The organism is Streptomyces sp. NPDC020801 (assembly GCF_044334385.1).
In the GTDB taxonomy this organism is placed as follows: domain Bacteria; phylum Actinomycetota; class Actinomycetes; order Streptomycetales; family Streptomycetaceae; genus Streptomyces.
Genome location: NZ_JBIRST010000002.1, coordinates 110,699 through 134,177, shown reverse-complemented (window position 1 = coordinate 134,177; position 23,479 = coordinate 110,699). Strand labels below are relative to the sequence as shown.

Sequence of the window (23,479 nt, the reverse complement as noted above, 5' to 3'; positions counted from 1 at the left end):
AGGGAGGGACGCATGTCCGAGGGTGGGGCGTCGGCACCGCACGCGCCGCGGCCGGCCGTACCGCAGACGACGACGGGGACGAGGACCGGGACGGGGACGGCGGCGGCGACGGGGACGGGGACGGGGACGGGGACGGCGGCGGCGACGGGAAGGGGGACGGGGACAGGGGCGGAGAAGGGGACGGAGGCAGCGACGGAGGCGGGAGCCCCGTGGGCACCGGCCACCGCGGCCCGCCGTGCCGGCCTGCTGCTGACCCTGATCCTCGGCGGTCTGACCGCTACGCCCCCGCTCGCGATGGACATGTACCTGCCCTCGCTGCCGGAGGTCACCCGTACCCTGCACGCCCCGGCCGCCACCGTCCAGCTCACCCTCACCGCCTGCCTGGCCGGCATGGCGCTCGGGCAGCTGGTGGTCGGCCCGATGAGCGACCGCTGGGGCCGCAGGCGCCCGCTGCTGATCGGCCTCGGCGTCTACGTCCTCGCCACCGCTCTGTGCGCGCTCGCGCCCGGCGTCGAGGTGCTGGTCGCCTTCCGGCTGGTGCAGGGCCTGGCGGGCGCGGCCGGGATAGTGATCGCCCGGGCGGTCGTCCGGGACCTGTACGACGGCGTGGCCATGGCCCGCTTCTTCTCCACACTGATGCTCGTCTCCGGAGCCGCCCCGGTCGTCGCACCGCTGATCGGCGGGCAGATTCTGCGGATCACGGACTGGCGGGGCGTGTTCGTGGTGCTCACGGTGATCGGGGTGCTGCTGGGCGCGGTGGTGTGGACGCGGCTGCCGGAGACGCTGGCTCCCGCCGAGCGGCACGGGGGCGGCGTGGGGGAGGCCCTGCGCTCGATGCGCGGGCTGCTCGCCGACCGCGCCTTCACCGGCTACATGATCGCGGGCGGCTTCGCCTTCGCCGCGTTGTTCGCATACATAAGCGCCTCGCCGTTCGTGATCCAGGAGATCTACGGCGCCTCCCCGCAGACGTTCAGCCTGCTGTTCGGGCTCAACTCGGTCGGGCTGGTCGTCGCCGGGCAGATCAACGGCAAGGTACTGGTCGGCCGGGTCCGCCTGGACCGGGTGCTGGGCACCGGCCTCGCGATGGTCATCGCGGCCGCCACGGCGCTGCTGCTGATGGCCACCGGAGCGTTCGGCGAGGTGGGGCTCGCGCCGGTGGCCGCCGCGCTGTTCGTGCTGATGTCCGCGATGGGTATCACCCTGCCCAACACGCAGGCCCTCGCCCTGATGCGCACGCGGCACCACGCCGGATCCGCCTCCGCCCTGCTCGGCACCTGCTCCTTCCTCATCGGCGCGGTGGCCTCCCCGCTGGTCGGGATCGCCGGCGAACACACCGCCGTGCCCATGGCGGTGGTCCAACTGGCGGCCGCACTGGTGGCGCTGGCCTGCTTCGTGGGAATGTGCCGTCCCGGGAAAGCACGGATGCGTGCGGAGGGCGGGACCACCCCCCGCTCCAGCGAAGCCGCGAGCCTGAGGGAGGAGAGCTGAGCGCACCGAGACTGCGCGGGGACACACCGGAGAAGGCCGGGCTCGACCCCGGGGAACTCCGTCACCTCGTCCACGACTTCCACGCCCTCACCACCGGGGACCGGCCCTGGGCGGCGGGCGCCGTAGTGGTCGCCGGACGCGGCCCGGTGATCGCCGTCGCGGAGGCCGCGGGCTGGGCCGTGCGGTACGCGTCCTACGACCCCGAGACCGACCGCGGCGTCGAGCTGCCGCCCGCGGCGCGGGTTCCGGTGACCGTCGACACGCCCTTCGACCTGGCCTCCCTCACCAAACTGTTCACGGCGGTCGCCGCGGTGCAGCAGATCGAGCGGGGCACGCTCGGCATCGACGCGCGCGTGGGCGCCTATCTGCCGGAGTTCCACGCCGCCGCGGCGCACGGCGTCACCGTACGGCAGCTGCTCACCCATACCTCCGGCCTGCGGCCCGAACTGCCGCTGTACGACTGCCCGGACGCCGCCGCCCGCCTGGCGATGCTGCGGGCCGAACGTCCGCTGGGCGTGCCCGGCACGTACAGGTACTCGGACCTCAATCTGCTGGTGCTGCAGCACGTGCTGGAGCGGATCACGGGCCGCGCCCTGGACGTCCTGATCCGGGACGGCATCACCCGTCCGCTGGGCATGACGTCCACGTGCTTCGGTCCGTGCCCGGGTGCGGCGGCGACGGAGGACCAGCGGCGGCCGTGGGCCAAGGCGGACCGGGGGATGCTGCGGGGCGAGGTCCACGACGAGAACGCCTGGGCCCTGGGCGGGGTCGCCGGTCATGCGGGTCTGTTCTCCACGGCGCCGGACCTGGCCGTGTTCTGCCGCGCCCTGCTGGCGGGCGGGTCCTACGGTCCTGCCCGCATTCTCGGTCCCGACTTCGTGGACCTGCTGCTGACGCCGCCGGGGCTCGGCTTCGCCGTGGACCAGCCGTGGTTCATGGGGGAGCTGGCGGGGAGCGGAGCGGCCGGGCACACCGGGTTCACGGGCACGTCGCTGGTGCTGGACCCGGGTACGGGCACGTTCCTGGTGCTGCTGGCCAACACGGTCCACCCGTGCCGCCGGCCGCCGGACAGCCGGCCCCGGGCCGCGGCGGCGAGCCGGCTGGCGCGGGCTGTGCGGGGGATCTGACCCGGGGCCGGGCTTCGCCTACGGTCGGGCTTCGCCTACGGTCGGGCTTCGCCTACGGTCGGGCTTCGCCTACGGTCGGGCTTCGCCCACGGTCGGGCTTCGCCCACAGTCCCCGCCGTCCCCTGCCCGCCCCACCCCGGTGGCTTCGCTACCCCGGGGCTTCGCCACCCCCCGGGGGCTTCGCCGCCGGACCCCCCGGGTCGCCGCGGGTGTGGAGGCTGGTCGCGCTCGCGCTCGCGTTCGCGCGGTGCAGCCGCATGCCGGCACGGCCCCGCCCGCCGCGTCCCTGGCGGCTCCGCCCCCGGACCCCCGGCAACGCCCCGGCAACGCCCCGGCAACCGTGGGGGCGGGCGGTTCGGGTGAGGTGGTCCGCCTGAGAGGATTGGCGGGTGAATGTGTCGCTGTCCTCGGCCGAGAGGCTTCGTGCTGCGCTGTCCGGGCTGCTCGACGGGCTGCCGCCCCGGCAGGCCGCCGGCGCCGTGGAACGGCTGATCGCCAACTACCGGGGGAGCACCCCCACCCACGCGCCGATCCTGCGGGACCGAGCCGACGTGGCCGCGTACGCCGCCTACCGGATGCCGGCCACCTTCGAGGCGGTGCGGTCGGCGCTGGCGGCGTTCGCCGACGCGGTGCCCGAGTGGGTGCCCGGCAGCCATGTCGATGTCGGGGGCGGGACGGGCGCCGCCACCTGGGCCGTCGGCGCCACCTGGGACGGCCCCCGGCCGGTGACCGTGCTCGACTGGGCCGAGCCCGCCCTCGCCCTCGGCCGGGAGATCGCCGCCGCCGACCCCGCCCTGCGCGACGCCCACTGGCAGCGGGCCCGGATCGGGGCGGAGCTCACCTTCGACGACACCGACCTCGTCACCGTCTCCTACGTCCTCGGCGAGCTGACCGACGCCGACCGCGCGTCCGTCGTCGACGCCGCCGCGGCCGCCGCCCAGGCCGTCGTGGTCGTCGAGCCCGGCACACCCGACGGCTACGCCCGCGTCATCGAGGCCCGCGGCCGGCTGATCGCGGCCGGCTTCCACGTCGCCGCGCCGTGCCCGCACAGCGCCGCCTGCCCGATCGTGCCCGGCACGGACTGGTGCCACTTCTCGGCCCGGGTCAGCCGTTCCTCCCTGCACCGGCAGGTCAAGGGTGGCTCCCTCGCCTACGAGGACGAGAAGTTCAGCTACGTGGCCGCCGCCCGCTTCCCGGTCGCCCCCGCACCCGCCCGAGTCGTACGGCGCCCGCAGATCCGCAAGGGACAGGTTCTCCTCGACCTGTGCGAGCCCGACGAGCAGCTGCGCCGGCGCACGGTCTCCAAACGCCACGGCGACCTGTACAAGGCCGCCCGCGACGCGGACTGGGGCGACGCCTGGCCGCCGCCCCACGAGACCCGGACGACGACCTCACGGACGTAGCTCCTGCGAGCAGCACTTCACGCTGCCGCCGCCCTTGTGCAGCTCGCTCAGATCCACGCCGACCGGTTCGAAGCCGCGCTCGCGCAGCGGGCCGTAGAGGCCGCCCGCCGCCTGCGGCAGAACCACGTGCAGGCCGTCGGAGACCGCGTTCAGACCGAGCGCGGCCGCGTCCTCCTCGTCCGCGAGCAGCGCGTCGGGGAACAGCCGCCGGAGCACCTCCCGGCTGCCGGGGGAGAAAGCGGGCGGGTAGTACGCCACCTCGTCCGCCGCGTCGTCGAGCACCGTGAGCGCCAGGTCCAGGTGGTAGAAGCGGGGGTCCACCAGCTCCAGGCCGATCACCGGGCGGCCGAAGTACTCCTGGGCCTCGCCGTGCGAGAGCGGGTTCGTCCTGAAGCCGCGCCCGGCCAGGAGGCAGGAGGCGGTGACGGCGAAGTCGCCCTCGCCCTCGTTGATGTGGACGGGCACGTGCAGGTGGGCGAAGCCGTGCCCCGCGAACCACTCCAGGTGCGCCCCGGCCTCCGGCTCCCGCTCCGGGTGTGCGAACCGGGCGCCGAAGACCCGGCCGTCGACCACGGTCGCGCCGTTCGCCGTGAACACCATGTCCGGTAATCCGGGCTCGGGGGGCAGCTCCTCGATCGTGTGTCCGAGGCGGCGGTACACCCTGCGCAGCTGCTCCCACTGGGCGAGGGCGAGCGAGGTGTCGACCGGCTTGGCCGGGTCCATCCAGGGGTTGATGGAGTACGTGACGTCGAAGTGTGCGGGTGGGCACATCAGGTAGCGCCGGGGTCGGGCGCGGCGGGAAAGGGCCAAGGTGGGCTCCTCGAATACCGCAGGGGTCGCTTGGTGCCCATGGTGCGCCGCGGACGCGTCGCGCGCGCGGGCCGGACGCCACCCTTCGGCCGCGTGAGTGGCGTGGGGGTGCCGGAACGGCCCCCGTCCCTGTCCCGTCCCCCGCCGCCCCGTCACCTCCGGCTTCCCGTCCTCGTCCCTCGTCCGTCTCCCCTCCGTCTCCCCTCCGTCCCTCGTCCGTCCCTCGTCCGTCTCCCGTCCGTCTCCCGTCCGATGCCCCTCCGCTTTCCCTCCCGTGCCTCTCCGCCGTCCCCTTCCGTCTCCCGTCCGGCCGCTCTTCCCCTTCCCTTCCCTGGCATCTCGATTGCCCCTTTCCGCCTCCCGTCCGCAGCCCCTCCGTTTCCCCTCCCGCGCCTCTCCTTCACCCCTCCGTTTCCCCTCCCGCGCCTCTCCTTCACCCCCTCCGTTTTCCTTCCGCTTCCCCTCCGTTCTCCTTCTCGGCCACCCCGGATGCGGGCTCCGGCCACCGAGGGCGGAGGATGGTGGGACCATGGAGCAAGCTGTCCACACCAGCGAGGCGAGGGGATAGATGAGCGCGGAGTTCGGCGGCCGCACCGGCCGGCAGGGCAAACTCTCCCAGTGGCTGCGCGGACGCCGCCCGAAGGACACCGCCGACGACGGCGGTCGGGAGGCCCTGCTGCTCGCCGCCGCCGCCGCGGGCCTGCCCCTCGCGCCCGCCGCGCACCCGGTGGCCGGTTACCGCTGTTCCTGCGACCGCGTCGGCTGTCCCACGCCGGCCCGGCACCCGCTGTCGTTCGCGTGGCAGACGCAGTCCACGACCGATCCCGCGCAGATCGAGCGCTGGGCCCGGCACCAGCCGCAGGCCAACTTCATCACCGCGACCGGCATGGTGCACGACGTGCTCGACGTGCCCCTGGAGGCCGGCCGGGAAGCCCTGGAGCGGCTGCTCGCCGCCGGCGTCGAGGTCGGTCCGGTGGCCGAGGGCGACGACGGCCGCATGCTGTTCTTCACCCTCACCCGCGGCACCCCCGAGGTCGAGGACGAGTGGTGGCCGTGCGAGCTGGACTGCCACCCGGAGACCATGGACGAGCATCCGGGCCTGCGCTGGCACTGCCGCGGCTCCTACGTCCTCGTACCGCCGGCCCGGCTGCCCGGCGACGACGACCAGCGGGTGCGCTGGGTGCACGGCCCCGAGCACGCGCTGCCGGACCCGCTGAGCCTGCTGGAGGCACTGACCGACGCGTGTGCCCGGTACGCCGGCGAGAAGCCCGACCCCGACCACGTGCGCGCGGTCTGGCCCCTGCGCCACTGACAGCGCTCGCGCGCTAGCCGCCCTGCGCCGCCGTCAGTCCCTGGATGCGGCCAGGCATCGACACCCGCTGTACGCCCGAGCCGCGGGCCGGGTCGAGGACCACCTCGTTGGAGACGAACTCCATCGTCAGTGCCTGCTTGACCTCGCCGGAGGTGAGCGCCTGCACATCCTTGTCCGGGGTGGGCACGGAGGCGCCCGCGGCGGCCGTCTGCTTCTCGTAGTGGTGCGTGGTGAAGAACACCAGCGCGCCGCCGTCCGCGGTGCGCAGGGCCAGCGGCGCGTACGCCCCGTTCGTCAGCGGCTCGTCGATGTACTGCGTGGCCAGGCCCGGCCGGCTCGCGTCCTTGGCGCGCAGCTTGCGCCAGCCGGTGGTGTGCGTGCCCGCCGCGAAGGTCTTCCCGCCGTTCTTCAGGTACGTCGCGTACTGCCTGCTCAAGTCACTGGGCGCGATGGCCAGTCGGGTGGAGTTCGCGGGCACGGCCTCGGCCCAGCCGTCCTTGTCCTGCTTGAACCGCGGCACGTCACCGGGGGCCACGAGGGTCAGAAACGCCACCTGCCAGCGCTCGGCGAGGCTGTCGCGGGTGAACACCAGCAGCCAGCGCGCGTCGCCGCCCTTGTTGCCCCGTGCGTCGGCGAGGAACCAGCGCGGCCAGCCCGCCTTCTTGGGGATCGTGAACTTCGCGTCCGTCAGCGTCAGCGGCGTGTGGGCGGCGTTGCCGCCCGGGCTGTTGGTGTGGCCGGCCTTCAGCCGCGCCGCGTCGATGGCGCCGAGGGCGCCGGTGACGTAGTCGGCGTCCAGCGAACTGTCGTACGCCTTGTCCGCCTTGTTGTACGCGGCCGTGAACTGCGTCAGCGCCTTCGCGGCCTCTGCGCGGGTGGTGGCCGGGAGCACCTCGCGCTCCCCGTGCACCACCACGCACCCGCTCGCCGTCAACGACAGAGCGGCCACCGAGGCCGCCGTCAGCGCCTTCCGCTCAAGCCTGCGAAGCCTGTGAGGGCCGCGACCCCTGCTCATCAGCTACCGTCACCTTCCCCTTCCCGGAGGCGAACCCTACCGGGGCGAAGAAGAGCGTGAGAGTCGGGACCAGGTACAGCAGCCACACCGTGACCTGGAGGACGGTCGGGTCGGGCTGGAAGTTGAACACGCCCTTCAGCAGGGTGCCGTACCAGCTGTCCGGCGGGACGGCGCCGCTGATGTCGAAGGCCAGGTTCCGCAGCCCAGGCAGCCAGTCGGCCTCCTGCAGGTCGTGGAAGCCGTACGCCAGCACGCCCGCCGCGACCACGACCAGCATGGCGCCCGTCCAGGTGAAGAACCTGGCCAGGTTGATCCTGAGGGCGCCCCGGTAGAAGAGCCAGCCGAGGAGGACCGCCGTCGCCAGGCCCAGGGCGACGCCGGCCAGCGGGCGGGGGGTGCCGTCGGAGGCCGCGTGCACGGACGCCCACACGAACAGCGCGGTCTCCAGGCCCTCCCGGCCCACGGCCAGGAAGGCGGTGGCGACCAGCGCGCCGGTGCCCATGGCCAGGGCCGCGTCCAGCCTGCCGTGCAGCTCGGACCTCAGATGCCGGGCGGTGCGCCGCATCCAGAAGACCATCCACGTCACCAGGCCCACCGCGAGCACCGACAGCGATCCGCCGAGCGCCTCCTGCGCCTCGAACGTCAGCTCCTGGGAGCCGAATTCGAGGACGCAGCCGAAGCCCATCGCGATGGCGACCGCGATGGCGATGCCGGCCCAGATCGGCTTCAGGGCGTCCCTGCGGCCGGTCTTGACCAGGTAGGCGATCAGGATGCACACGACGAGGCCGGCCTCCAGCCCCTCGCGCAGACCGATCAGGTAGTTGGAGAACACTTGCCTACGCCTCCTCGGACAGCAGCGTGCGGCCCCACCAGTCGCCGGAGTCCCGGACGCCGGGCGGGATCGCGAAGACCGCCGAACCCACGTGCTGGATGTACTCGTTGAGCGCGTCCGACGCCGCCAGCCGGCGCTGGAGCGGAATGAAGCCCTTGCGCACATCGCGCTGGTAGGCCAGGAAGAACAGGCCGGCGTCGAGACGGCCCAGGCCGTCGGTGCCGTCGGTGAAGGAGTAGCCACGGCGCAGGATCGTGATCCCGCCGCCTGCGTCGGGGTGCGCGAGCCGGACGTGGGCGTCGGGCTTCATCGCCTTCAGGAACGGCTCGTCGTGCTCCTTCGCCCGGCCGGCCGGAGCGCCCTCGCCCTTGTTCCGGCCGAAGACGTCCTCCTGTTCCTGCAGCGAAGTGCGGTCCCAGGTCTCGATGTTCATCCGGATGCGCCGGGCGACCAGGTACGAACCCCCGCTCATCCAGGCGTCGTTCGCGCCGCCGTCCCCGTCGCCGACCCACACGAAGCTCTTCAGCCGGTCCGGCTCCGTCCCCGCGATGTTGCGGGTGCCGTCCTTGAACCCGAAGAGATTGCGCGGGGTCTGGCTGTTCGGGGTGGTCGACGACGTCTTGCCGAAGCCGAGCTGGGACCAGCGCACCGCCACCTTGCCGAAGCCGATGCGGGCCAGGTTGCGGATCGCGTGCACGGCGACCTGCGGGTCGTCCGCGCAGGCCTGGACGCACAGGTCGCCGCCGGTGCGGGACCTTTCGAGGTTGTCGCCGGGGAACCCGGGCAGGTCCACCAGGGCGGCGGGCCGCTTGTCCGCGAGCTGGAACTTCTCGAACAGGGACGGCCCGAAGCCGATGGTGAGGGTCAGCCGCGAGGGCGGCAGGCCCAGGGCCTCCCCGGTGTCGTCGGGCGGCGCCTCGGCGAGGCCGCCGTACGCGCCCTCGCCGACCGCCTTCCCGGCGGTCATCCGGCGCGCCGCGGCCGTCCAGTCCTTCAGGAGCTGCACGAACTCGGCGCGGTCGTCGGTCCTCACGTCGAACGCGGCGAAGTGCAGCCGGTCCTGCACCGGCGTGGCGATGCCCGCCTGGTGCGTGCCGTGGAACTCCACGGCGCCGCCCGCGCCGGCGCCCGCCGGGTCCGTGCCGTCCCCGCCCGTGGCCACCGCCACCGCACCACCGGCGGCGACGGCGCCTAGCGCCAGCCCGGCCCCGCCCCAGCCGATCAGCGCGCGGCGCGACGGGCCCGTGTCCTGCGCCGGCGGGCCCGTGTCCTGCGCCGACGGGCCGGTGTCCTGCGCCGACAGGGTGGTGTCCTGGTCCGAAGGGCTGCTGCCCCGGGTCTCGGTCATCGTCGCCCCCTGCTACTTCGCGACCGTGGCGGCGAGCTTGGACAGCGGCTCGGCGAGCGCGTTCACCGCGTCCGAGAGCTCCTTGCGCTGGTTCTCGCCGACCTTGTCGTAGGAGACGAACTCGTACGACGACTTGCCGGTGCGGTACTTGCCGAGGAGCGCGTCGAGCGCGGCGAACTGCTTGTCCAGTTCCCCGGTCAGTGCCGGGTCGTTCTTCGCGGCGACCGGCTTGAGCAGCTCGTACGCCTTCTGCGCGCCTTCCACGTTGCCCTGGAAGTCGACCAGGTCGGTGTGGGCGTAGCGGTCCTCCTCGCCGGTGACCTTGCCGGTGGCGACCTCGTCGAGGAGCTCCTTGGCGCCGTTGGCCATGGAGGTCGGGGAGATCTCGGCGGTCCCCACCCGCTTCTGCCAGTCACTGAGGTCGGTGACGAGCCGGTCGGCGAGGGCCTTCTCCTCGGCGCCGATCTTCCCGTCCTTCCACAGGGCCTTCTCCAGCCGGTGCCACCCGGTCCACTTCTGGCCGTCCTCCAGCCCGTCCTCGCGGACGTCGACCTTGGGGTCGATGTCGCCGAAGGACTCGGCGACCGGCTCGGTGCGCTCCCAGCCCAGGCGCGAGATCGCGTACGCCTTCCTGGCGGCCGCCACATCCCCGGCCCTGACCGCCTTCACGAAGGTCTCCACGCGGGGCAGGGTCTCGTCGGCCTGGTCCTGGGCGTACTGGCGGTAGTCGGCGACGGCCTTGTCCAGCCGCGGGTCCCGCTCGGCGGCCGAGCCGCCGGTGACCGTGAGCTTCTGCCGCACACCGTGGCCCTTCATGCCCGGGCGGCAGGCGATCTCGTACGAGCCCGCCTTCACCTCGGCGGTCAGCGTGTACCTGGTGCCCGGGCCGATGTTCTCCTTCTCGGACACGATCCGGTCGTCGGGGAGGACGATCTCGACCTCGGTGGCCTTGGCGCCCTTGTTCTCTATCCTCAGCGTGACCTGGCCGGCCGGGACGGAGGCGGTCGAGGTCCTGCACGTGGAGTCGGCGGCGGTCACCCGGATCGCCTCGCCGTCCTTGGCGCCGCTCTTCGCCGTGCAGGCCGTCATGGCGGTCAGAGCGGCCGCGGTGGCAGCGGCGGTGACGGAGAGTCGGACGGCTCGCATACAGGCTCCAGACAGGGAAACAGGGAACAGATCGATCGTGGTTTGGTGAGGCTTGCCTAACTTACCCGAGTCTTACCTGCCGCATGCCCACCGGGGGTCGTGATTCAGCTCGCATCCGTGCGGTCCCGGGTGATGTTTCAATGCCCGGGTGACTGACTACGACGTGCTGCGCGTCTTCTGCGGGCCCAGCGGCGGCTACGGCAACGAGCTCGGCGTCGTCCGCAACGGCTCGCTGCTGCCGGACCGGGACGACCGGCAGTCGCTGGCCGCGAAACTCGGCTTCAGCGAGACCGTGTTCGTCGACGACCCCGAGCGCGGCGTCATCGACATCTACACCCCCACCCTGCGCCTGCCCTTCGCCGGTCACCCCTGCGTCGGCACCGCCTGGCTCCTCGACGTGCCCGAACTCGTCACGCCCGCCGGGGTGGTGGGCACCCGCCTGGACGGCGAGTTCAGCTGGGTCGAGGCCCGCCCGGAGTGGGCCGGGCCGCGCACCCTGCGCCAGTACGCCACGGCCGCCGAGGTCGAGGCCCTCGCCGTACCGCCGCCCGGCGAGTGGATCTACGCCTGGGCCTGGGAGGACGAGCCCGCCGGCCGCATCCGCGCCCGCGCCTTCCCCGGGCGAATCGATGAGCGCGGCGGCAGCCGCTCCGGTGGAGCCGGTGCTTGCACCGAGGGGGGGATCGAGGAGGACGAGGCGACGGGGGCGGCGGCCCTGCTGCTCACCGACCGCCTCGGCCGCGCCCTCAACATCACCCAGGGCGCCGGCTCACAGATCCTGACGGCACCGCAGCCGGGCGGCTGGGTGGAGGTCGGCGGCCGGGTCCACCTCGAAGGGCCGGAGGGATCGAGGTCCCCCGGCGCAGTCAGGGGCCTGTAGGCCGGGTCCGGCGAGTCCCGCCGGGCGGGCGGCGCCAACTGTCGGACACCGCCCGGGTGCGCACCCGGAACTCGTGGCCGAGCGCGCCGAACACCTCGGTGTTGAGCGTGAACGCCCGTCCGCACTCGGCGATCACCCGGTGCCTCTCCGCCTCGCCCGCGCCGATCCCGTCCAGCAGGCCGCGGTAGGCGCGCCTGAAGGCCGCCGGGTTGGGGATGTCGTCGAAGACGTAGAAGCGGACACCGGCGCCCTTGCGGGCGAAGCCCCAGGTGCGCTCCGCCCGGTCGCGGATGATCTGGCCGCCGGAGAGATCGCCGAGGTACCGGGTGTAGTGGTGGGCGACATAGCCGGCCGGCCAGGCGCGGGCGCACTCCGCGACCCGGGCGGCGTAGCGGAGGGTGGCGGGCAGTGCGGTGAGCGTCGACCGCCAGCCCGGACCGCGCAGGTGGGCCAGGTCCTGTTCCAGCGCCGGCAGCCGCGCCAGCTCCGGCCGGACGAAGGGGCCGGCCACCGGGTCCCCGGCCAGCCGCTCGGTGTCGCGCTCCAGCGCCTCGTAGACGAACCACAGCTGCTCGGTGTAGCGGGTGAAGGCATCCACGCCCAGCCTGCCGCCGAGCAGGTCGCTCATGAACCGGGAGGTCTCCGCCGCCCGGTGCTGCTCCTGCGAGGCGGTGCGCAGGGCTGCGGAGAAGGAGTCCATGAGCATGTGCCGATCGTGCGCCGATCCGGAAATTTGCCGACAAGCCGTCGGTAAAGTCTAGCCCGGACCTGGGGCTACGGCAGCGTGAGGATCTCCGCGCCGGTGTCCGTGACCACCAGCGTGTGCTCGAACTGGGCGGTCCGCCTGCGGTCCTTGGTGACCACCGTCCAGCCGTCGTCCCAGACGTCGTACTCGTAGGTGCCGAGCGTGAGCATCGGCTCGATGGTGAAGGTCATCCCCGGCTGCATGACCGTCGTCGCGTGCGGACTGTCGTAGTGCGGGACGATCAGCCCGGAGTGGAACGAGGAATTGATGCCGTGGCCGGTGAAGTCGCGGACCACGCCGTAGCCGAAGCGCTTGGCGTACGACTCGATGACCCGGCCGATGATGTTGATCTGCCGGCCCGGCCGGACCGCCTTGATCGCGCGGTTGAGGGCTTCGCGGGTGCGCTCCACCAGCAGCCGGCTCTCCTCGTCGACGTCCCCGACGAGATAGGTGGCGTTGTTGTCGCCGTGGACCCCGCCGATGTACGCCGTCACGTCGAGGTTGACGATGTCGCCGTCCCGCAGCACGGTCGAGTCCGGGATGCCGTGGCAGATCACCTCGTTGACCGAGGTGCACAGGGACTTGGGGAAGCCGCGGTAGCCGAGCGTCGAGGGGTAGGCGCCGTGGTCGCACATGTACTCGTGGGCCACGCGGTCCAGCTCGTCCGTGGTCACGCCGGGCGCGATGTGCTTCGCCGCCTCCTCCATCGCCTGCGCGGCGATCCGCCCGGCGGTCCGCATGGCCTCGACGGTCTCCGGCGTCTGCACCTCCGGCCCGGTGTACGGCTTCGGCGCGGGCTTGCCGACGTACTCCGGACGGCGGATGTTTCCGGGCACGGAACGGGAGGGGGACAGCTCCCCGGGAACGAGCAGCGACTGGCCAGACATGCCGGCGAGTCTATCCGGGGGCGATGGGGGAACATGTCGGTGGCGAGAGGAGCTGGTCATGGCCCTGTTCAAGAAGCGGACCGCTGGAAAGCCGGGCGAGTGGTTCTACTGCCTGGAGCACAAGAAGGTCGAGGAGGGACCCGAGTGTCCCGCCAAGGACCGGTTCGGACCGTACGCCTCCCGTCAGGAGGCGCAGCACGCGATGGAGACCGCCCGCGAGCGCAACCTCGAGTGGGAGAACGACCCCCGGTGGCACGACGCACAGACGGGCGGCACCGAGGAGGGGTGACGGGGCCGGCGCGAAACCGTGAGCACTGAAGCGCCTGAGTGCTCGCGGTTTCGGACAGGCGGTCCTCGCGCGATGCCCGTGACCGGTCAACCGGGCGCCCGCACGGCAGCCGCGCGTTCCCCGCGCAGCCGCACCGCGTGCTCGTTCGTCCGGGTGCCGTACCGCATCAGCCTCGGCAGGCACAGGGGCCGGCAGCCCCACCGCGCCCGCGCACAGCAGCCCGCCCGACCGCACGGAGGCGCGTACGCCCCACAGCGGCGCCGCAGCCCCGAGGGCGGGGCGGCGGGCAGAGTCGGGGTGTCGGCGGGTGCCGCGCAGGCGTCGGTCACGTCGGGTCATGCCCGGCGCGGCCGCCACCCGGGCAACCGCTTTTCCGCGCGACGGCCTCCCCACCGCCACCGCCACCGCCACCGCCACCGCCACCGCCGCCGGCGCGGCGGCGGTGGGCAGGCCGTCAGTCGCTCCGCGCCGCTACCAGCGCGGCGGTGGGGGAGCCGTCAGTTGTTCCGTGAGCCGGGACAGGCGGTCCCGGAAGCGTCCGCGCCCCCTCGGGGCGGGCACCGCGTTCTCCCCGGCCGCCGCGCTCACCAGGTGCTGCACGGTGTCCAGGTCCAGTTCGGCGCCCTCCGGGACCGCCAGGGCGTCGTGCGCCATCGCCGCCAGCTCGCCCTCGCCCGAGCCCAGTGCCAGTACCGTCACACCGGCGCGCCGGGCCTCGTGCACCCGTTCCAGCAGGGGCGCGGGTTCCTCGGGGGCCACGACGAGCAGTGTCTCGCCGCGCCGGACCGCCTCCAGCCGGCCCAGCCCGACGGCCAGGTGCGCGGGGTCCGCCGGGCGCGCCTCGTGCCGTACCAGCGTCGGAGTCAGCTCAGGGGTGCCCGACCAGGCCGCCTCGTCGACCAGATGGGCCGCCAGATGCCACGGTTCGTACTCGGGCGTGCCCACGAGCAGCAGGCCGCCGCCGTGCGACACCACGGACCCCCGCAGTACCCCCGCGAACCGTCGCGTGGCCCCCAACCACTCGGTTCCGGTGAGCACTTCGCGCAGCAATGCGACCCGTACGGCATCCATACGAGCGCATGTTGCCGCAAACGGTCCCGCAAGGCGCGGAGTTCGGGCCGAATTCGCCCGCTCCGGGGAATCCCGGGGAGCCCCCGGCAAGGGCCGCCGGGCCGGTCACCCGGGCCGGTGGGGCAGACGCCGTGGACGTAGAGTCGGCCCATGACCTCTACCGACAGTGCACAGCAGCCTGCCAAGGCCCCGGCCAACGACCCCTGGGACCTCCCCGACGTCTCCGGTCTGGTCGTCGGCGTGCTCGGCGGGACCGGTCCCCAGGGCAAGGGCCTGGCCTACCGGCTGGCCCGGGCCGGCCAGAAGGTGATCATCGGTTCCCGGGCCGCCGAGCGGGCCCAGGCCGCGGCCGAGGAGATCGGGCACGGCGTCGAGGGCGCCGGCAACGCCGAGACCGCCCGCCGCAGCGACGTCGTGATCGTCGCCGTGCCCTGGGAGGGCCACGGCAAGACCCTCGAGTCCCTGCGCGAGGAACTGGCCGGCAAGCTCGTCGTCGACTGCGTCAACCCGCTCGGCTTCGACAAGAAGGGCGCCTACGCCCTCAAGCCCGAGGAGGGCAGCGCCGCCGAACAGGCCGCCGCCCTGCTGCCGGACTCCCGGGTGACCGCCGCCTTCCACCACCTGTCGGCGGTCCTCCTCCAGGACCCGGAGATCGAGCAGATCGACACCGACGTGATGGTGCTGGGGGAGGAGCGCGCCGACGTCGAGACCGTCCAGGCGCTGGCCGGCCGCATCCCCGGTATGCGCGGCATCTTCGCCGGCCGGCTGCGCAACGCCCACCAGGTGGAGTCGCTGGTCGCGAACCTGATCTCCGTCAACCGCCGGTACAAGGCACACGCGGGGCTCCGGGTCACCGACGTGTGAGGCCGTCGGGCCCATGGGGGACACTGGTGGCCGTAGCAGTGCCCAGCACCGACCAGCAGTGTCCCCGACAGGAGCCGACCGCCATGCACCCTCTGTCCCCACCCGGCCCGGCCCGGCGACTCGCCCTCTACGCCCTCGCCGTCTGCGTCCTCTCGGTCGCCGCGGCCGTAGTCTCCTTCGTCCAGGGCAGCTGGCTGGGGATCGTGTGGATCCTGCTGGCGGGGCTGTCCTCCAACATGACCTGGTACTACGCCCGCCGCGGACGGACGCCGCGGGACGGGTCCGTCACGGGCTGACCGAGCAGAACTCGTTGGTGCCCTGCCAGAAGCGGTAGAGCTCCTGACCGCAGTACGTGTTCGGCTCGCTGATGCCGAGCCCGCGCAGGATCGTGTCGATCACGTCGAAGAACACGGTGTTGACCGACGGCACCCACAGCAGCGCGAACACGAAGAGCAGCCCGAACGGCGCGAAGGGCTCCACCTGCCGCTTGACGTTGTACGACAGCCAGGGCTCGATCACGCCGTACCCGTCCAGGCCCGGGACCGGCAGGAAGTTCAGGATCGCGGCCGTGACCTGGAGCAGCGCAAGGAAGGCCAGCGCGAACCGGAAGTCGCTCGGCACCCCGTCCAGCGCGTGCAGCCAGAACGGGGCCGTGCACACCGCCGCGAACAGTACGTTCGTGAGCGGGCCGGCGGCCGAGATCAGACTGTGCCGCCAGCGGCCCTTGATCCGGCCGCGCTCGATGAACACGGCGCCGCCCGGCAGACCGATCCCACCCATGACCACGAAGAGCACCGGGAGCACGATGCTCAGCAGGGCGTGGGTGTACTTCAGCGGGTTCAGCGTGAGGTAGCCCTTCGCACCGACCGTGATGTCACCGCTGTGCAGCGCGGTGCGCGCGTGCGCGTACTCGTGCAGGCACAGCGAGACGATCCATGCCGCCGTCACGAACAGGAACACCGCCACGCCCGGCTGCTCGGCGAATCCGGTCCAGGTGGCCCACCCCGTGACGGCGGTGACGGCCAGGATCCCGGCGAAGACGGGACTGATCCGCCGGTCACTGTGGCGGGTGGTGGCGGTGGTCATGGGGGAGGGCTCCTGTGGTGGGTCTCGAGGGTCTCGTGGGTCTTCGTCCGTTCGGGCGAGGCCGACCGTACCTGGCGCGGGGGGAAAACGTCTCGCGCCCGGCCGTCGGTTCCCAGGAGGGTGGGGGCACGGAACTGCGGTGGGTGCCGCGGCACGCCGTGGGAGGATGTGCGGGGCGAGGGACATGGCGTGGAGCGGTACGGCGGGACACCGGGCGTCGAGCACCAGGCCGGCGCCGGCGAGCCGCCCGGGACCACGGGCCGGGTTCGCGCCGTCCGGCTGCTGCGCCGGGTGTACGAGGAGACCGGCCCCGGCGCGCTCGGACGGGGCCGCGCCGCTCCACGGACGGTGTCCTCGTCACGGACGGTGTCCTCGTCGCCCCGGAAGTGCCGGGCGCCGCGCCATCCGAACCCCGTGACCAGCCCTGAGACCACCGGAGACAATGGACCCCGTGCACTATCGCATCCTCGGCACCACTCAGGCGCTCCGCCCCGACGGCACCGTCGTGCCGGTCGGCGGGGCGCGGCTGCGCGCCCTGCTGACCGTGCTCGCCCTGCGCCCCGGCCGTACGGTCCCGGTGTCCGTCCTGGTGGACGAGGTGTGGGACGGGGAACCGCCCGCCGACGCCACCGGCGCGCTCCAGGCGCTGGTCGGGCGGCTGCGCCGGGCGCTGGGCGCGGACGCGGTCGGCTCCGCCGAGGGCGGCTACCGGCTCACCGCCGCGGCCGACGAGGTCGATCTGCACCGCTTCGAACGGCTGGCCGGCGAGGGGCTGCGCGCGCTGAGCGACGGCGACCCGGCCAAGGCGGCCGTCGTCCTCGACGACGCCCTCGTCCTGTGGCGCGGCCCCGCCCTGGCCGACCTGCCCGACCGCACCGCCGAGGCGGCCCGCTGGGAGACCCGCCACCTGGACGTGCGCCGTGCCCGCCTCTTTGCCGCCCTCGCCCTCGGTCACGCCGAGCAGGCGCTGCCCGAGCTGACCGCCCTGTGCGACACCCACCCTTTCGACGAACCCCTCCAGGCCCTCCGCCTGCGCGCCCTGCGCGACGCGGGCCGCACGGCGGAGGCCCTGGCCGCCTTCGCGGACGTACGGCGGGTGCTGGCCGACCGGCTCGGTTCCGACCCGGGGCCCGAACTGAGGGCGCTGCACGAGGAGTTGCTGCGGGGTGGATCCCCTGCTGGTGCTGGTGCTGGTGCTGGTGCTGGTGCTGGTGCCTGCGCCGGGGCTGACGGCGGTGGCGGTGGCGGTACCGGGCAGCTGACTGGAGTGGCCGGTCCGGCGGGTGCCGTCGGCGCCCCGACCGCCGCGCGCAGCCTCGGCGGATCGCCCGGATCGCCCGGATCGCCCGGCTCCCCCGGACCGTGCGCCCCCGGCGCATCGCCCGGAGCGCGCACCCCCGGTGTGCACGGTGAGCGGGAGGATCATGCCGTGACCGGTCCCGGGATCCCCGGGATCCCCGGTATCCCCGGTATCCCGGGCCACCGGCCCCCCGGCAACCTCCGCGCCCGGCTCACCTCCTTCGTGGGCCGTGAGGCCGACATCGAGGCCATCCGGGCCGATCTCGGGGCCGCTCGGCTCGTCACGTTGCTCGGGCCCGGTGGGGCAGGGAAGACGCGGTTGTCGCAGGAGGCCGCCGAGGCCGTGCGGCCGGCGCTGCGGGACGGGGTGTGGCTGGCCGAGCTCGCTCCGGTCGACGACCCGGACGCCGTGCCGGAGGCCGTGCTCACGGCCCTGGGCGCCCGCGAGACCGTGCTCCACGGCGCGGGTGCCGAGGAGATGCGGGTCGCGGTCGCCGACCGGCACGACGACGCCGTGGGGCGCCTCGTCGAGCACTGCGCCCGGCGCCGCATGCTGCTCCTCCTCGACAACTGCGAGCACGTCGTGGACGCCGCCGCCCACCTGGTCGAGGAACTGCTCGCCCGCTGCCCGCACCTCACCGTACTCGCCACCAGCCGCGAACCCCTCGGGATACCCGGCGAGGTGCTGCGGCCGGTGGAGCCGCTGCCCGAGCCGGTCGCGCTGCGGCTGCTGGCCGACCGGGGAGCGGCCGTACGGCCCGGGTTCCGGATCGACGCGGACGACGGGACGGCCGCCGCGTGCGCCGAGATCTGCCGGCGTCTGGACGGACTGCCGCTGGCCATCGAGCTCGCCGCCGCCCGGCTGCGGATGCTGACCCCGCGCCAGATCGCCGACCGGCTCGACGACCGCTTCCGCCTCCTCACCTCCGGCAGCCGTACCGTCCTGCCCCGCCAGCAGACCCTGCGGGCCGTCGTCGACTGGTCCTGGGACCTGCTCGACGCGGAGGAACGGGACGTCCTGGGCCGGCTGTCCGTCTTCGCGGGCGGCTGCGGCCTCGCCGCCGCCGAGGCCGTGTGCGGGCCCGACGTCTTCGACGCCCTCGGCTCCCTCGTCGACAAGTCCCTCGTGGTGGCCGCCCCCGCGCCCGACGGGGAGATGCGCTACCGGCTCCTGGAGACCGTCGCCGAGTACGCAGGGGAACGGCTCGACGAGGCCGGCGGCCGCCCGGAGGCCGAGCGGGCCCATCTGACGTACTACCGCGAACTCGCCCGCACCACCGACCCGTTGCTCCGGGGCCCCGGCCAGCCCGCCGCGATCGCCCGGTTCGAGCTGGAGTACGAGAACCTGCGCACCGCCCTGCGCCACGCCGTCGCCGAGCGCGACGAGCAGGAGGGGCTGTGCCTGATCCTCTCGCTCTGCTGGTACTGGCAGATGCGCGACGTGCGCATCGAGGCCCGCAACTGGTGCCGCGAGGTCATGGCGCTCGGCCCCGACCCCTTCGCCGAGCCGGTGCGCCGCGCCGCCCCGGTGTGGCTGCGCTGCACCAGCGCCCCGCCGCCGATGACCGGCGAGGTCCTCGCCGAGGCCCGGCGCGGCCTGCACCTCGCCCATCTCGCCTGCATGGACACCGAGCTGGAAGCCTGGGAGTCCCCGGAGGCGAAACGGAAACTGCGGATCATCACCGATGTCTACGAGCCCGGTCTGCCGCAGACCTGCCGCAGCCCCGGCATGCTGTGGTTCTACGCCGTGATACTGACCGGCGACATGGACCGGCTGCGCGAGGTCGTCGACGCCTCCGTCCGCACCTCCCGCAGCGCCCCCGGGTTCGAGTGGGAGCTCGCCAACTCCCTCCAGATACGAGCCAATCTGCTGGCCAACCGCACCGACTGGGCCGGCGACGCGGGCCGTGACGCCGACGAGGCGCTGGAGATCTTCCGCCGCATCGGGGACGCCTGGGGCACCGCGGAGGCGCTCTCCGCGCGCGCGGAGGCCCATGAGCGCACCGGCGCCCATCTCTCGGCCGCCGCCGACTACCGCCTGGCCATCGAGCACGCCGAACGCCTCGGTGCCCACGCCCAGGTGGAGGTCCTCCAAGCCCGCCTCGGCAGTGCCCTGCTGGAGGCGGGCGAGGCCGAACAGGGCGAACGGATCCTGCGCGAGGTCGTAGGCCGGCGGGAGTACGCCCACAACGAGGCCATGCCCATCGCCCGGCTCTTCCTCGCCGGCTGGCTCGGCATGACCGGCCGCGTCCCCGAGGCGCGTGAACATCTGCGCCTGCTGCGCGATGACTTCGGCATCTCCCACTTCGTCATCTTCGACGCCTTCATCCTGGGTGCGGAGGCCTGGGTGGACGCCGTCGACGGCTGCTTCGAGGAGGCCCTGGACAAGTCCCGCCGGGCGCTGGAGCGGGCCGAGGACCCGCTGTCCCGGGCCATCGCGCCGCAGATGCGCTCCGCGTACCTGACCGTCGCCGCCATGGCCGTCGTCGGCGTGGACGGCGGAGGCCGGGCCCGGGACGCGGCCCGCTGCCTCGGGGCCGCCGACGCCCTGCTGCCGCCCCGCCACATCCGCTCCTCCCTGGAGCGGTACGTCCGCGGTCAGGTCGTCGAACGGACCCGGACCGTGCTCGGCGACGAGGTGTACGAGGCCGCCTACGCCGAGGGCGGCGGCCTCTCCCCGCAGGAGGCCGCCGCCCTGGTGTGACGACGCGTACCGACCGGAGCCGTACGGTCAGCTCTTGGTGCGGAACTTGTGGATCGCGACCGGGGCCATCACCGCGGTGATCGCCACCGACCAGGCGAGGGTCACCCACAGGTCGTGCGCGATCGGTCCGCCCGTCATCAGGCCGCGTGCCGAGTCCGCGAGCGTGGACAGCGGGTTGTAGTCGGTGAAGTGCTGCAGCCAGCCCGGCATCGACTTGGTCGGCGCGAAGATCGACGAGCCGAACTGCAGCGGGAACAGCACCAGGAACCCCATCGCCTGCACGGACTGGGCGTTCTTCAGGACGACGCCGAGGGTCAGGAACACCCACATGATCGAGGAGGCGAACAGCGCGGACAGGCCCATGGTCGCGAACAGACCGGCCCAGTGGGTGATGTGGAAGCCGACCAGGACGGCGACGACCATCAGCACCGCCGTCGCGAACAGCATGCGTGCCAGCTCCACCGCGATCTTCGCGAACAGCACCGAGCCGCGGCCGATCGGCAGGGACCGGAAACGGTCCATGACACCGCTGTTGAAGTCCTGGCTGAAGCCGGTGCCGACGCCCTGCGACAGCGTCATGCTCATCATCGCCAGCATGCCGGGGATGACGTACTGCACGTAGCGCTCCTGTCCGCCGCCCAGCGCCTGCCCGATCGAGCCGCCGAAGACGTAGACGAAGAGCAGGGTGAAGACGATCGGCATCAGCAGCGCGTCGAACATCGACTCGGGGTCCTGCCGGATCCACAGCAGGTTGCGGCGGATCAGCGCGCCGGTGTGGCGCAGGTGGCCGCGCAGCGTGATGCGCGGGTCGGACGGATGGGCCGGGGCGGTGGTGACGGCGTTCATACGGCGACCTCCTCGCGGGAGTCGGTTCGGGGGGTGTCCTGCGGGGCACTGGCGCGGTGGCCGGTGAGGGACAGGAACACCTCGTCCAGGCTGGGCAGTTCGGTGGTGATGGAGGTGATCGTGATGCCGCGCGCGGTGACCGCGCCGACCACGGCGGTCAGCTGCTCGTCGCTGAGGATCGGCACCAGCAGGGAGCCGGTCCCGGCGTCGACGGCCGTCGTGGCCAGCCCGGTGATGCCCAGCTCGTCGAGCATCCCGGCGAGCGGACGCAGCTCCATCGGATCGGCCGGCCTGACGCGCAGGGTGCGCCCGCCCACCCGGGCCTTGAGCTCCTCGATGCCGCCGTTCGCGATGACCTTGCCGCGGTCGACGACGGTCAGCTCGGAGGCGAGCTGCTCGGCCTCCTCCATGTACTGGGTGGTCAGCAGGACGGTGACCCCGTCCCCGACCATCGCCTTGACCTCGTCCCACACCTCGTTGCGGGTGCGCGGGTCGAGTCCGGTGGTCGGCTCGTCGAGGTAGAGCACGGCGGGGCGCCCGATCATCGAGGCGGCCAGGTCGAGCCGGCGCCGCATGCCGCCGGAGTACGTGCTCGCCGGGCGCCGGGCGGCCTCGGTGAGCGAGAACCGCTCCAGCAGCTCGTCGGCGCGGGCGCGGGCGTCCCTGCGGGACAGGTCGAGCAGCCGGCCGATCAGGTAGAGGTTCTCCCAGCCGGGGAGCTTCTCGTCGACGGAGGCGTACTGGCCGGTGAGGCCGATCACCCGGCGCAGCTGCCGGGGCTGCCGTACGACGTCGTAGCCGGCCACGGTGGCCTGTCCCGAGTCGGGGGTCAGCAGGGTGGACAGGATGCGTACGAGAGTGGTCTTGCCGGCGCCGTTCGGCCCGAGCACACCCATCACGGTGCCCTCGCGCACGTCCAGGTCCACGCCGTCCAGCGCCCTGGTCTCGCCGTAGTGCTTGACCAGTCCCCGCACGGTCACGGCGTTGCGTCCGCCGTCTGGGTTCTTGTCGGTTCGCGTCATGACAGGGACGGTGCCAGCCCCGGCCGACAATCCACCGACAGGTCACCGACGCCACCGACGAACCACCTGCAGGCCGCCGGCGAGCACCGTCTGCAAGCCACTGACGAGCGCCACCCGCAAGCCGCCGAGGAGCACCGCCAAGACCCCGCCGAAGACCACCGCAACCATCAATCGAGCAACCACGACGGCGACCGGCCACCTCCGCGAGAGCGGCGCCGGTTCAGGCGCAGGAGACGGGGCAGCCCCGCCGACGGGGGACGATCGGCGGGGCTGCTTGGTACCGCAGTGGTCTAGTGAACCGAGTGCTCCTCGAGCGGGAACGTCCCGCCCACCACGTCCTCGGCGAAGGCCTTCGCCGCGTTGCCCATGACCTCGCGCAGGTCGGCGTACTTCTTGACGAACTTCGGCACCCGTCCGCCGGTCAGGCCCAGCATGTCGGTCCACACCAGGACCTGCGCGTCCGTCTCGGGACCCGCTCCGATGCCGACCGTCGGGATGTGCAGCACCCGGGTCACCTCGGCCGCCAGCTCCGCCGGGACCAGCTCCAGGACCACCGCGAACGCCCCCGCGTCCTGCACGGCCTTGGCGTCGCGCAGCAGCTGCTGGGCCGCCTCCTCGCCGCGGCCCTGGACGCGGTAGCCCATGGCGTTGACGGACTGCGGGGTCAGGCCGATGTGGGCCATGACCGGGATGCCGGACTCCACCAGCAGCCGGATCTGCTCGTGCGAGCGCTCGCCGCCCTCCAGCTTCACCGCGCCGACGCCCGCCTCCTTCACCAGCCGGGTCGCCGAGCGCAGCGCCTGCACCGGGCCCTCCTGGTAGGAACCGAAGGGGAGGTCGCCCACGATCAGGGCGCGCCGGGTGCCGCGCACCACCGCGGCACAGAGCATGGTCATCTCGTCGAGGGTGACGGGCACGGTGGTGTCGTACCCGAGGTGGCAGTTGCCCGCGGAGTCGCCGACCAGCATCACCGGGATGCCGGCCTCGTCGAAGACGGACGCGGTCATCGCGTCGTAGGCGGTGAGCATCGGCCACTTCTCGCCGCGTTCCTTGGCGAGGGCGATGTCACGAACGGTGATGCGGCGTGTGCCCTTCCCCCCGTACAGCGTGTTGCCGCCGTCGGAGGGCTTGTTCCGGGCAGCCGAAAGCTGCGTCATTCCCAACAGCTCCTTCAGTCATCTCGAGGCGCCCTGACGGCGTCCCCGGATCCCCTCCATGGTGGCACCTCGTGCCATCGAGGGCCAGAGGAACCCCCGGTGTAAGCAACGTCTCGGCCCGGTACGTAACATCTGGGCAAAACATTTC

20 protein-coding genes and 2 pseudogenes are annotated in these 23,479 nt (G+C 73.2%); 9 read left to right on the top strand and 13 right to left on the bottom strand.

Translation table 11 applies throughout. The annotated features are described in order from the left end of the window. The first annotated feature begins 12 nt into the window (after positions 1–12). From ACH4UM_RS05465 to ACH4UM_RS05455, 3 genes are all read left to right on the top strand, one after another. Positions 13–1,488: a multidrug effflux MFS transporter gene (locus tag ACH4UM_RS05465; RefSeq protein ID WP_398173914.1), complete on the top strand. Its 1,476-nt coding sequence runs from the start codon at positions 13–15 to the stop codon at positions 1,486–1,488. Further along, the gene (locus ACH4UM_RS05460; protein ID WP_398175007.1) at positions 1,485–2,615 is read left to right on the top strand and encodes a serine hydrolase domain-containing protein; all 1,131 of its coding nucleotides are present in this window, start codon (positions 1,485–1,487) and stop codon (positions 2,613–2,615) included. The genes ACH4UM_RS05465 and ACH4UM_RS05460 overlap by 4 nt, the downstream gene beginning before the upstream one ends. Positions 2,616–3,004: 389 nt before the next feature. Next, on the top strand, positions 3,005–4,018 hold the full coding sequence (locus tag ACH4UM_RS05455; RefSeq protein ID WP_398173911.1) for a small ribosomal subunit Rsm22 family protein: 1,014 nt from the start codon (positions 3,005–3,007) through the stop codon (positions 4,016–4,018). Here ACH4UM_RS05455 and ddaH read toward each other — a convergent pair. After that, positions 4,007–4,828 carry a dimethylargininase gene (ddaH, locus tag ACH4UM_RS05450; RefSeq protein WP_398173908.1) on the bottom strand — a complete coding sequence of 274 codons (822 nt, stop codon included), beginning with the start codon at positions 4,826–4,828 and terminating at the stop codon, positions 4,007–4,009. The genes ACH4UM_RS05455 and ddaH overlap by 12 nt on opposite strands. Before the next feature lie 568 nt (positions 4,829–5,396). On the opposite strand from ddaH, the gene ACH4UM_RS05445 reads away from it, so the two are divergent. Continuing rightward, positions 5,397–6,140, top strand: a complete 744-nt coding sequence (locus ACH4UM_RS05445; protein WP_398173905.1) for a bifunctional DNA primase/polymerase — start codon at positions 5,397–5,399, stop codon at positions 6,138–6,140. A gap of 13 nt (positions 6,141–6,153) precedes the next feature. Here the strand turns inward: ACH4UM_RS05445 and ACH4UM_RS05440 are convergent, their stop codons facing one another. The 4 genes from ACH4UM_RS05440 to efeO are packed head-to-tail and all read right to left on the bottom strand — an operon-like array spanning position 6,154 to position 10,481. Beyond that, positions 6,154–7,155: a hypothetical protein gene (locus tag ACH4UM_RS05440; RefSeq protein WP_398173903.1), complete on the bottom strand. Its 1,002-nt coding sequence runs from the start codon at positions 7,153–7,155 to the stop codon at positions 6,154–6,156. Then, positions 7,115–7,987, bottom strand: a complete 873-nt coding sequence (efeU, locus tag ACH4UM_RS05435; protein WP_398173900.1) for an iron uptake transporter permease EfeU — start codon at positions 7,985–7,987, stop codon at positions 7,115–7,117. The genes ACH4UM_RS05440 and efeU overlap by 41 nt, the downstream gene beginning before the upstream one ends. 4 nt (positions 7,988–7,991) lie before the next feature. Further along, complete coding sequence (efeB, locus tag ACH4UM_RS05430; protein WP_398173897.1) at positions 7,992–9,335, bottom strand: iron uptake transporter deferrochelatase/peroxidase subunit; 1,344 nt, start codon at positions 9,333–9,335, stop codon at positions 7,992–7,994. A 12-nt stretch (positions 9,336–9,347) separates the two neighbouring features. Then, a complete protein-coding gene (gene efeO / locus ACH4UM_RS05425; RefSeq protein WP_398173894.1) occupies positions 9,348–10,481 on the bottom strand; it encodes an iron uptake system protein EfeO in 1,134 nt (377 codons plus the stop codon). A 148-nt stretch (positions 10,482–10,629) separates the two neighbouring features. Between efeO and ACH4UM_RS05420 the strand changes: the two genes are divergently transcribed. Next, positions 10,630–11,361, top strand: coding sequence for a PhzF family phenazine biosynthesis protein (locus ACH4UM_RS05420; RefSeq protein ID WP_398173891.1), 732 nt, complete (start codon positions 10,630–10,632; stop codon positions 11,359–11,361). Between the two features lie 67 nt (positions 11,362–11,428). On the opposite strand, the pseudogene ACH4UM_RS05415 reads toward ACH4UM_RS05420, so the two are convergent. Then, positions 11,429–12,061 (bottom strand): annotated as a pseudogene (locus ACH4UM_RS05415) (heme oxygenase (biliverdin-producing)); the annotation flags it as partial. 74 nt (positions 12,062–12,135) lie between these two features. Further along, a complete protein-coding gene (gene map / locus ACH4UM_RS05410) occupies positions 12,136–12,993 on the bottom strand; it encodes a type I methionyl aminopeptidase (protein WP_398173888.1) in 858 nt (285 codons plus the stop codon). Between the two features lie 58 nt (positions 12,994–13,051). Here map and ACH4UM_RS05405 point away from each other — a divergent pair, with 58 nt between their 5' ends. Further along, entirely contained in the window at positions 13,052–13,282 is a 231-nt protein-coding gene (locus ACH4UM_RS05405) for a hypothetical protein (protein ID WP_398173886.1), read from the top strand. Positions 13,283–13,368: 86 nt separating this feature from the next. Here the strand turns inward: ACH4UM_RS05405 and ACH4UM_RS05400 are convergent. Together ACH4UM_RS05400 and ACH4UM_RS05395 are read right to left on the bottom strand one after the other, a co-directional pair. Beyond that, positions 13,369–13,552: pseudogene (locus ACH4UM_RS05400) on the bottom strand (MFS transporter); the annotation flags it as partial. A gap of 201 nt (positions 13,553–13,753) precedes the next feature. After that, positions 13,754–14,353: a hypothetical protein gene (locus ACH4UM_RS05395; RefSeq protein ID WP_398173883.1), complete on the bottom strand. Its 600-nt coding sequence runs from the start codon at positions 14,351–14,353 to the stop codon at positions 13,754–13,756. Positions 14,354–14,503: 150 nt separating this feature from the next. Between ACH4UM_RS05395 and npdG the strand changes: the two genes are divergently transcribed. Then, complete coding sequence (gene npdG / locus ACH4UM_RS05390) at positions 14,504–15,217, top strand: NADPH-dependent F420 reductase (protein ID WP_398173880.1); 714 nt, start codon at positions 14,504–14,506, stop codon at positions 15,215–15,217. A gap of 83 nt (positions 15,218–15,300) precedes the next feature. Then, positions 15,301–15,513, top strand: a complete 213-nt coding sequence (locus ACH4UM_RS05385; protein ID WP_398173877.1) for a hypothetical protein — start codon at positions 15,301–15,303, stop codon at positions 15,511–15,513. On the opposite strand, the gene ACH4UM_RS05380 is transcribed toward ACH4UM_RS05385, so the two are convergent. Further along, on the bottom strand, positions 15,503–16,303 hold the full coding sequence (locus ACH4UM_RS05380) for a site-2 protease family protein (RefSeq protein ID WP_398173875.1): 801 nt from the start codon (positions 16,301–16,303) through the stop codon (positions 15,503–15,505). The genes ACH4UM_RS05385 and ACH4UM_RS05380 overlap by 11 nt on opposite strands. Before the next feature lie 442 nt (positions 16,304–16,745). Between ACH4UM_RS05380 and ACH4UM_RS05375 the strand changes: the two genes are divergently transcribed. Then, the gene (locus tag ACH4UM_RS05375) at positions 16,746–20,306 is read left to right on the top strand and encodes an AfsR/SARP family transcriptional regulator (RefSeq protein ID WP_398173872.1); all 3,561 of its coding nucleotides are present in this window, start codon (positions 16,746–16,748) and stop codon (positions 20,304–20,306) included. A 27-nt stretch (positions 20,307–20,333) separates the two neighbouring features. On the opposite strand, the gene ACH4UM_RS05370 is transcribed toward ACH4UM_RS05375, so the two are convergent. The 3 genes from ACH4UM_RS05370 to panB form a co-directional block, all read right to left on the bottom strand. Beyond that, positions 20,334–21,152: an ABC transporter permease gene (locus ACH4UM_RS05370; RefSeq protein ID WP_398173869.1), complete on the bottom strand. Its 819-nt coding sequence runs from the start codon at positions 21,150–21,152 to the stop codon at positions 20,334–20,336. Further along, positions 21,149–22,174, bottom strand: coding sequence for an ATP-binding cassette domain-containing protein (locus ACH4UM_RS05365; protein ID WP_398173866.1), 1,026 nt, complete (start codon positions 22,172–22,174; stop codon positions 21,149–21,151). Before ACH4UM_RS05365 ends, ACH4UM_RS05370 begins: the two co-directional genes overlap by 4 nt. Positions 22,175–22,464: 290 nt before the next feature. Further along, on the bottom strand, positions 22,465–23,331 hold the full coding sequence (gene panB, locus ACH4UM_RS05360) for a 3-methyl-2-oxobutanoate hydroxymethyltransferase (RefSeq protein WP_398173863.1): 867 nt from the start codon (positions 23,329–23,331) through the stop codon (positions 22,465–22,467). Positions 23,332–23,479: the final 148 nt, after the last annotated feature.

Bases quoted from the DNA above. Each gene is read 5' to 3' on its own strand.
- ACH4UM_RS05465 (WP_398173914.1), top strand. From the start codon at position 13: ATGTCCGAGGGTGGGGCGTCGGCACCGCACGCGCCGCGGCCGGCCGTA.
- ACH4UM_RS05445 (WP_398173905.1), top strand. From the start codon at position 5,397: ATGAGCGCGGAGTTCGGCGGCCGCACCGGCCGGCAGGGCAAACTCTCC.
- ACH4UM_RS05440 (WP_398173903.1), bottom strand. From the start codon at position 7,155: ATGAGCAGGGGTCGCGGCCCTCACAGGCTTCGCAGGCTTGAGCGGAAG.
- efeB (WP_398173897.1), bottom strand. From the start codon at position 9,335: ATGACCGAGACCCGGGGCAGCAGCCCTTCGGACCAGGACACCACCCTG.
- efeO (WP_398173894.1), bottom strand. From the start codon at position 10,481: ATGCGAGCCGTCCGACTCTCCGTCACCGCCGCTGCCACCGCGGCCGCT.
- map (WP_398173888.1), bottom strand. From the start codon at position 12,993: ATGTCTGGCCAGTCGCTGCTCGTTCCCGGGGAGCTGTCCCCCTCCCGT.
- ACH4UM_RS05405 (WP_398173886.1), top strand. From the start codon at position 13,052: ATGGCCCTGTTCAAGAAGCGGACCGCTGGAAAGCCGGGCGAGTGGTTC.
- ACH4UM_RS05395 (WP_398173883.1), bottom strand. From the start codon at position 14,353: ATGGATGCCGTACGGGTCGCATTGCTGCGCGAAGTGCTCACCGGAACC.
- npdG (WP_398173880.1), top strand. From the start codon at position 14,504: ATGACCTCTACCGACAGTGCACAGCAGCCTGCCAAGGCCCCGGCCAAC.
- ACH4UM_RS05385 (WP_398173877.1), top strand. From the start codon at position 15,301: ATGCACCCTCTGTCCCCACCCGGCCCGGCCCGGCGACTCGCCCTCTAC.
- ACH4UM_RS05380 (WP_398173875.1), bottom strand. From the start codon at position 16,303: ATGACCACCGCCACCACCCGCCACAGTGACCGGCGGATCAGTCCCGTC.
- ACH4UM_RS05375 (WP_398173872.1), top strand. From the start codon at position 16,746: ATGGACCCCGTGCACTATCGCATCCTCGGCACCACTCAGGCGCTCCGC.
- ACH4UM_RS05370 (WP_398173869.1), bottom strand. From the start codon at position 21,152: ATGAACGCCGTCACCACCGCCCCGGCCCATCCGTCCGACCCGCGCATC.
- ACH4UM_RS05365 (WP_398173866.1), bottom strand. From the start codon at position 22,174: ATGACGCGAACCGACAAGAACCCAGACGGCGGACGCAACGCCGTGACC.
- panB (WP_398173863.1), bottom strand. From the start codon at position 23,331: ATGACGCAGCTTTCGGCTGCCCGGAACAAGCCCTCCGACGGCGGCAAC.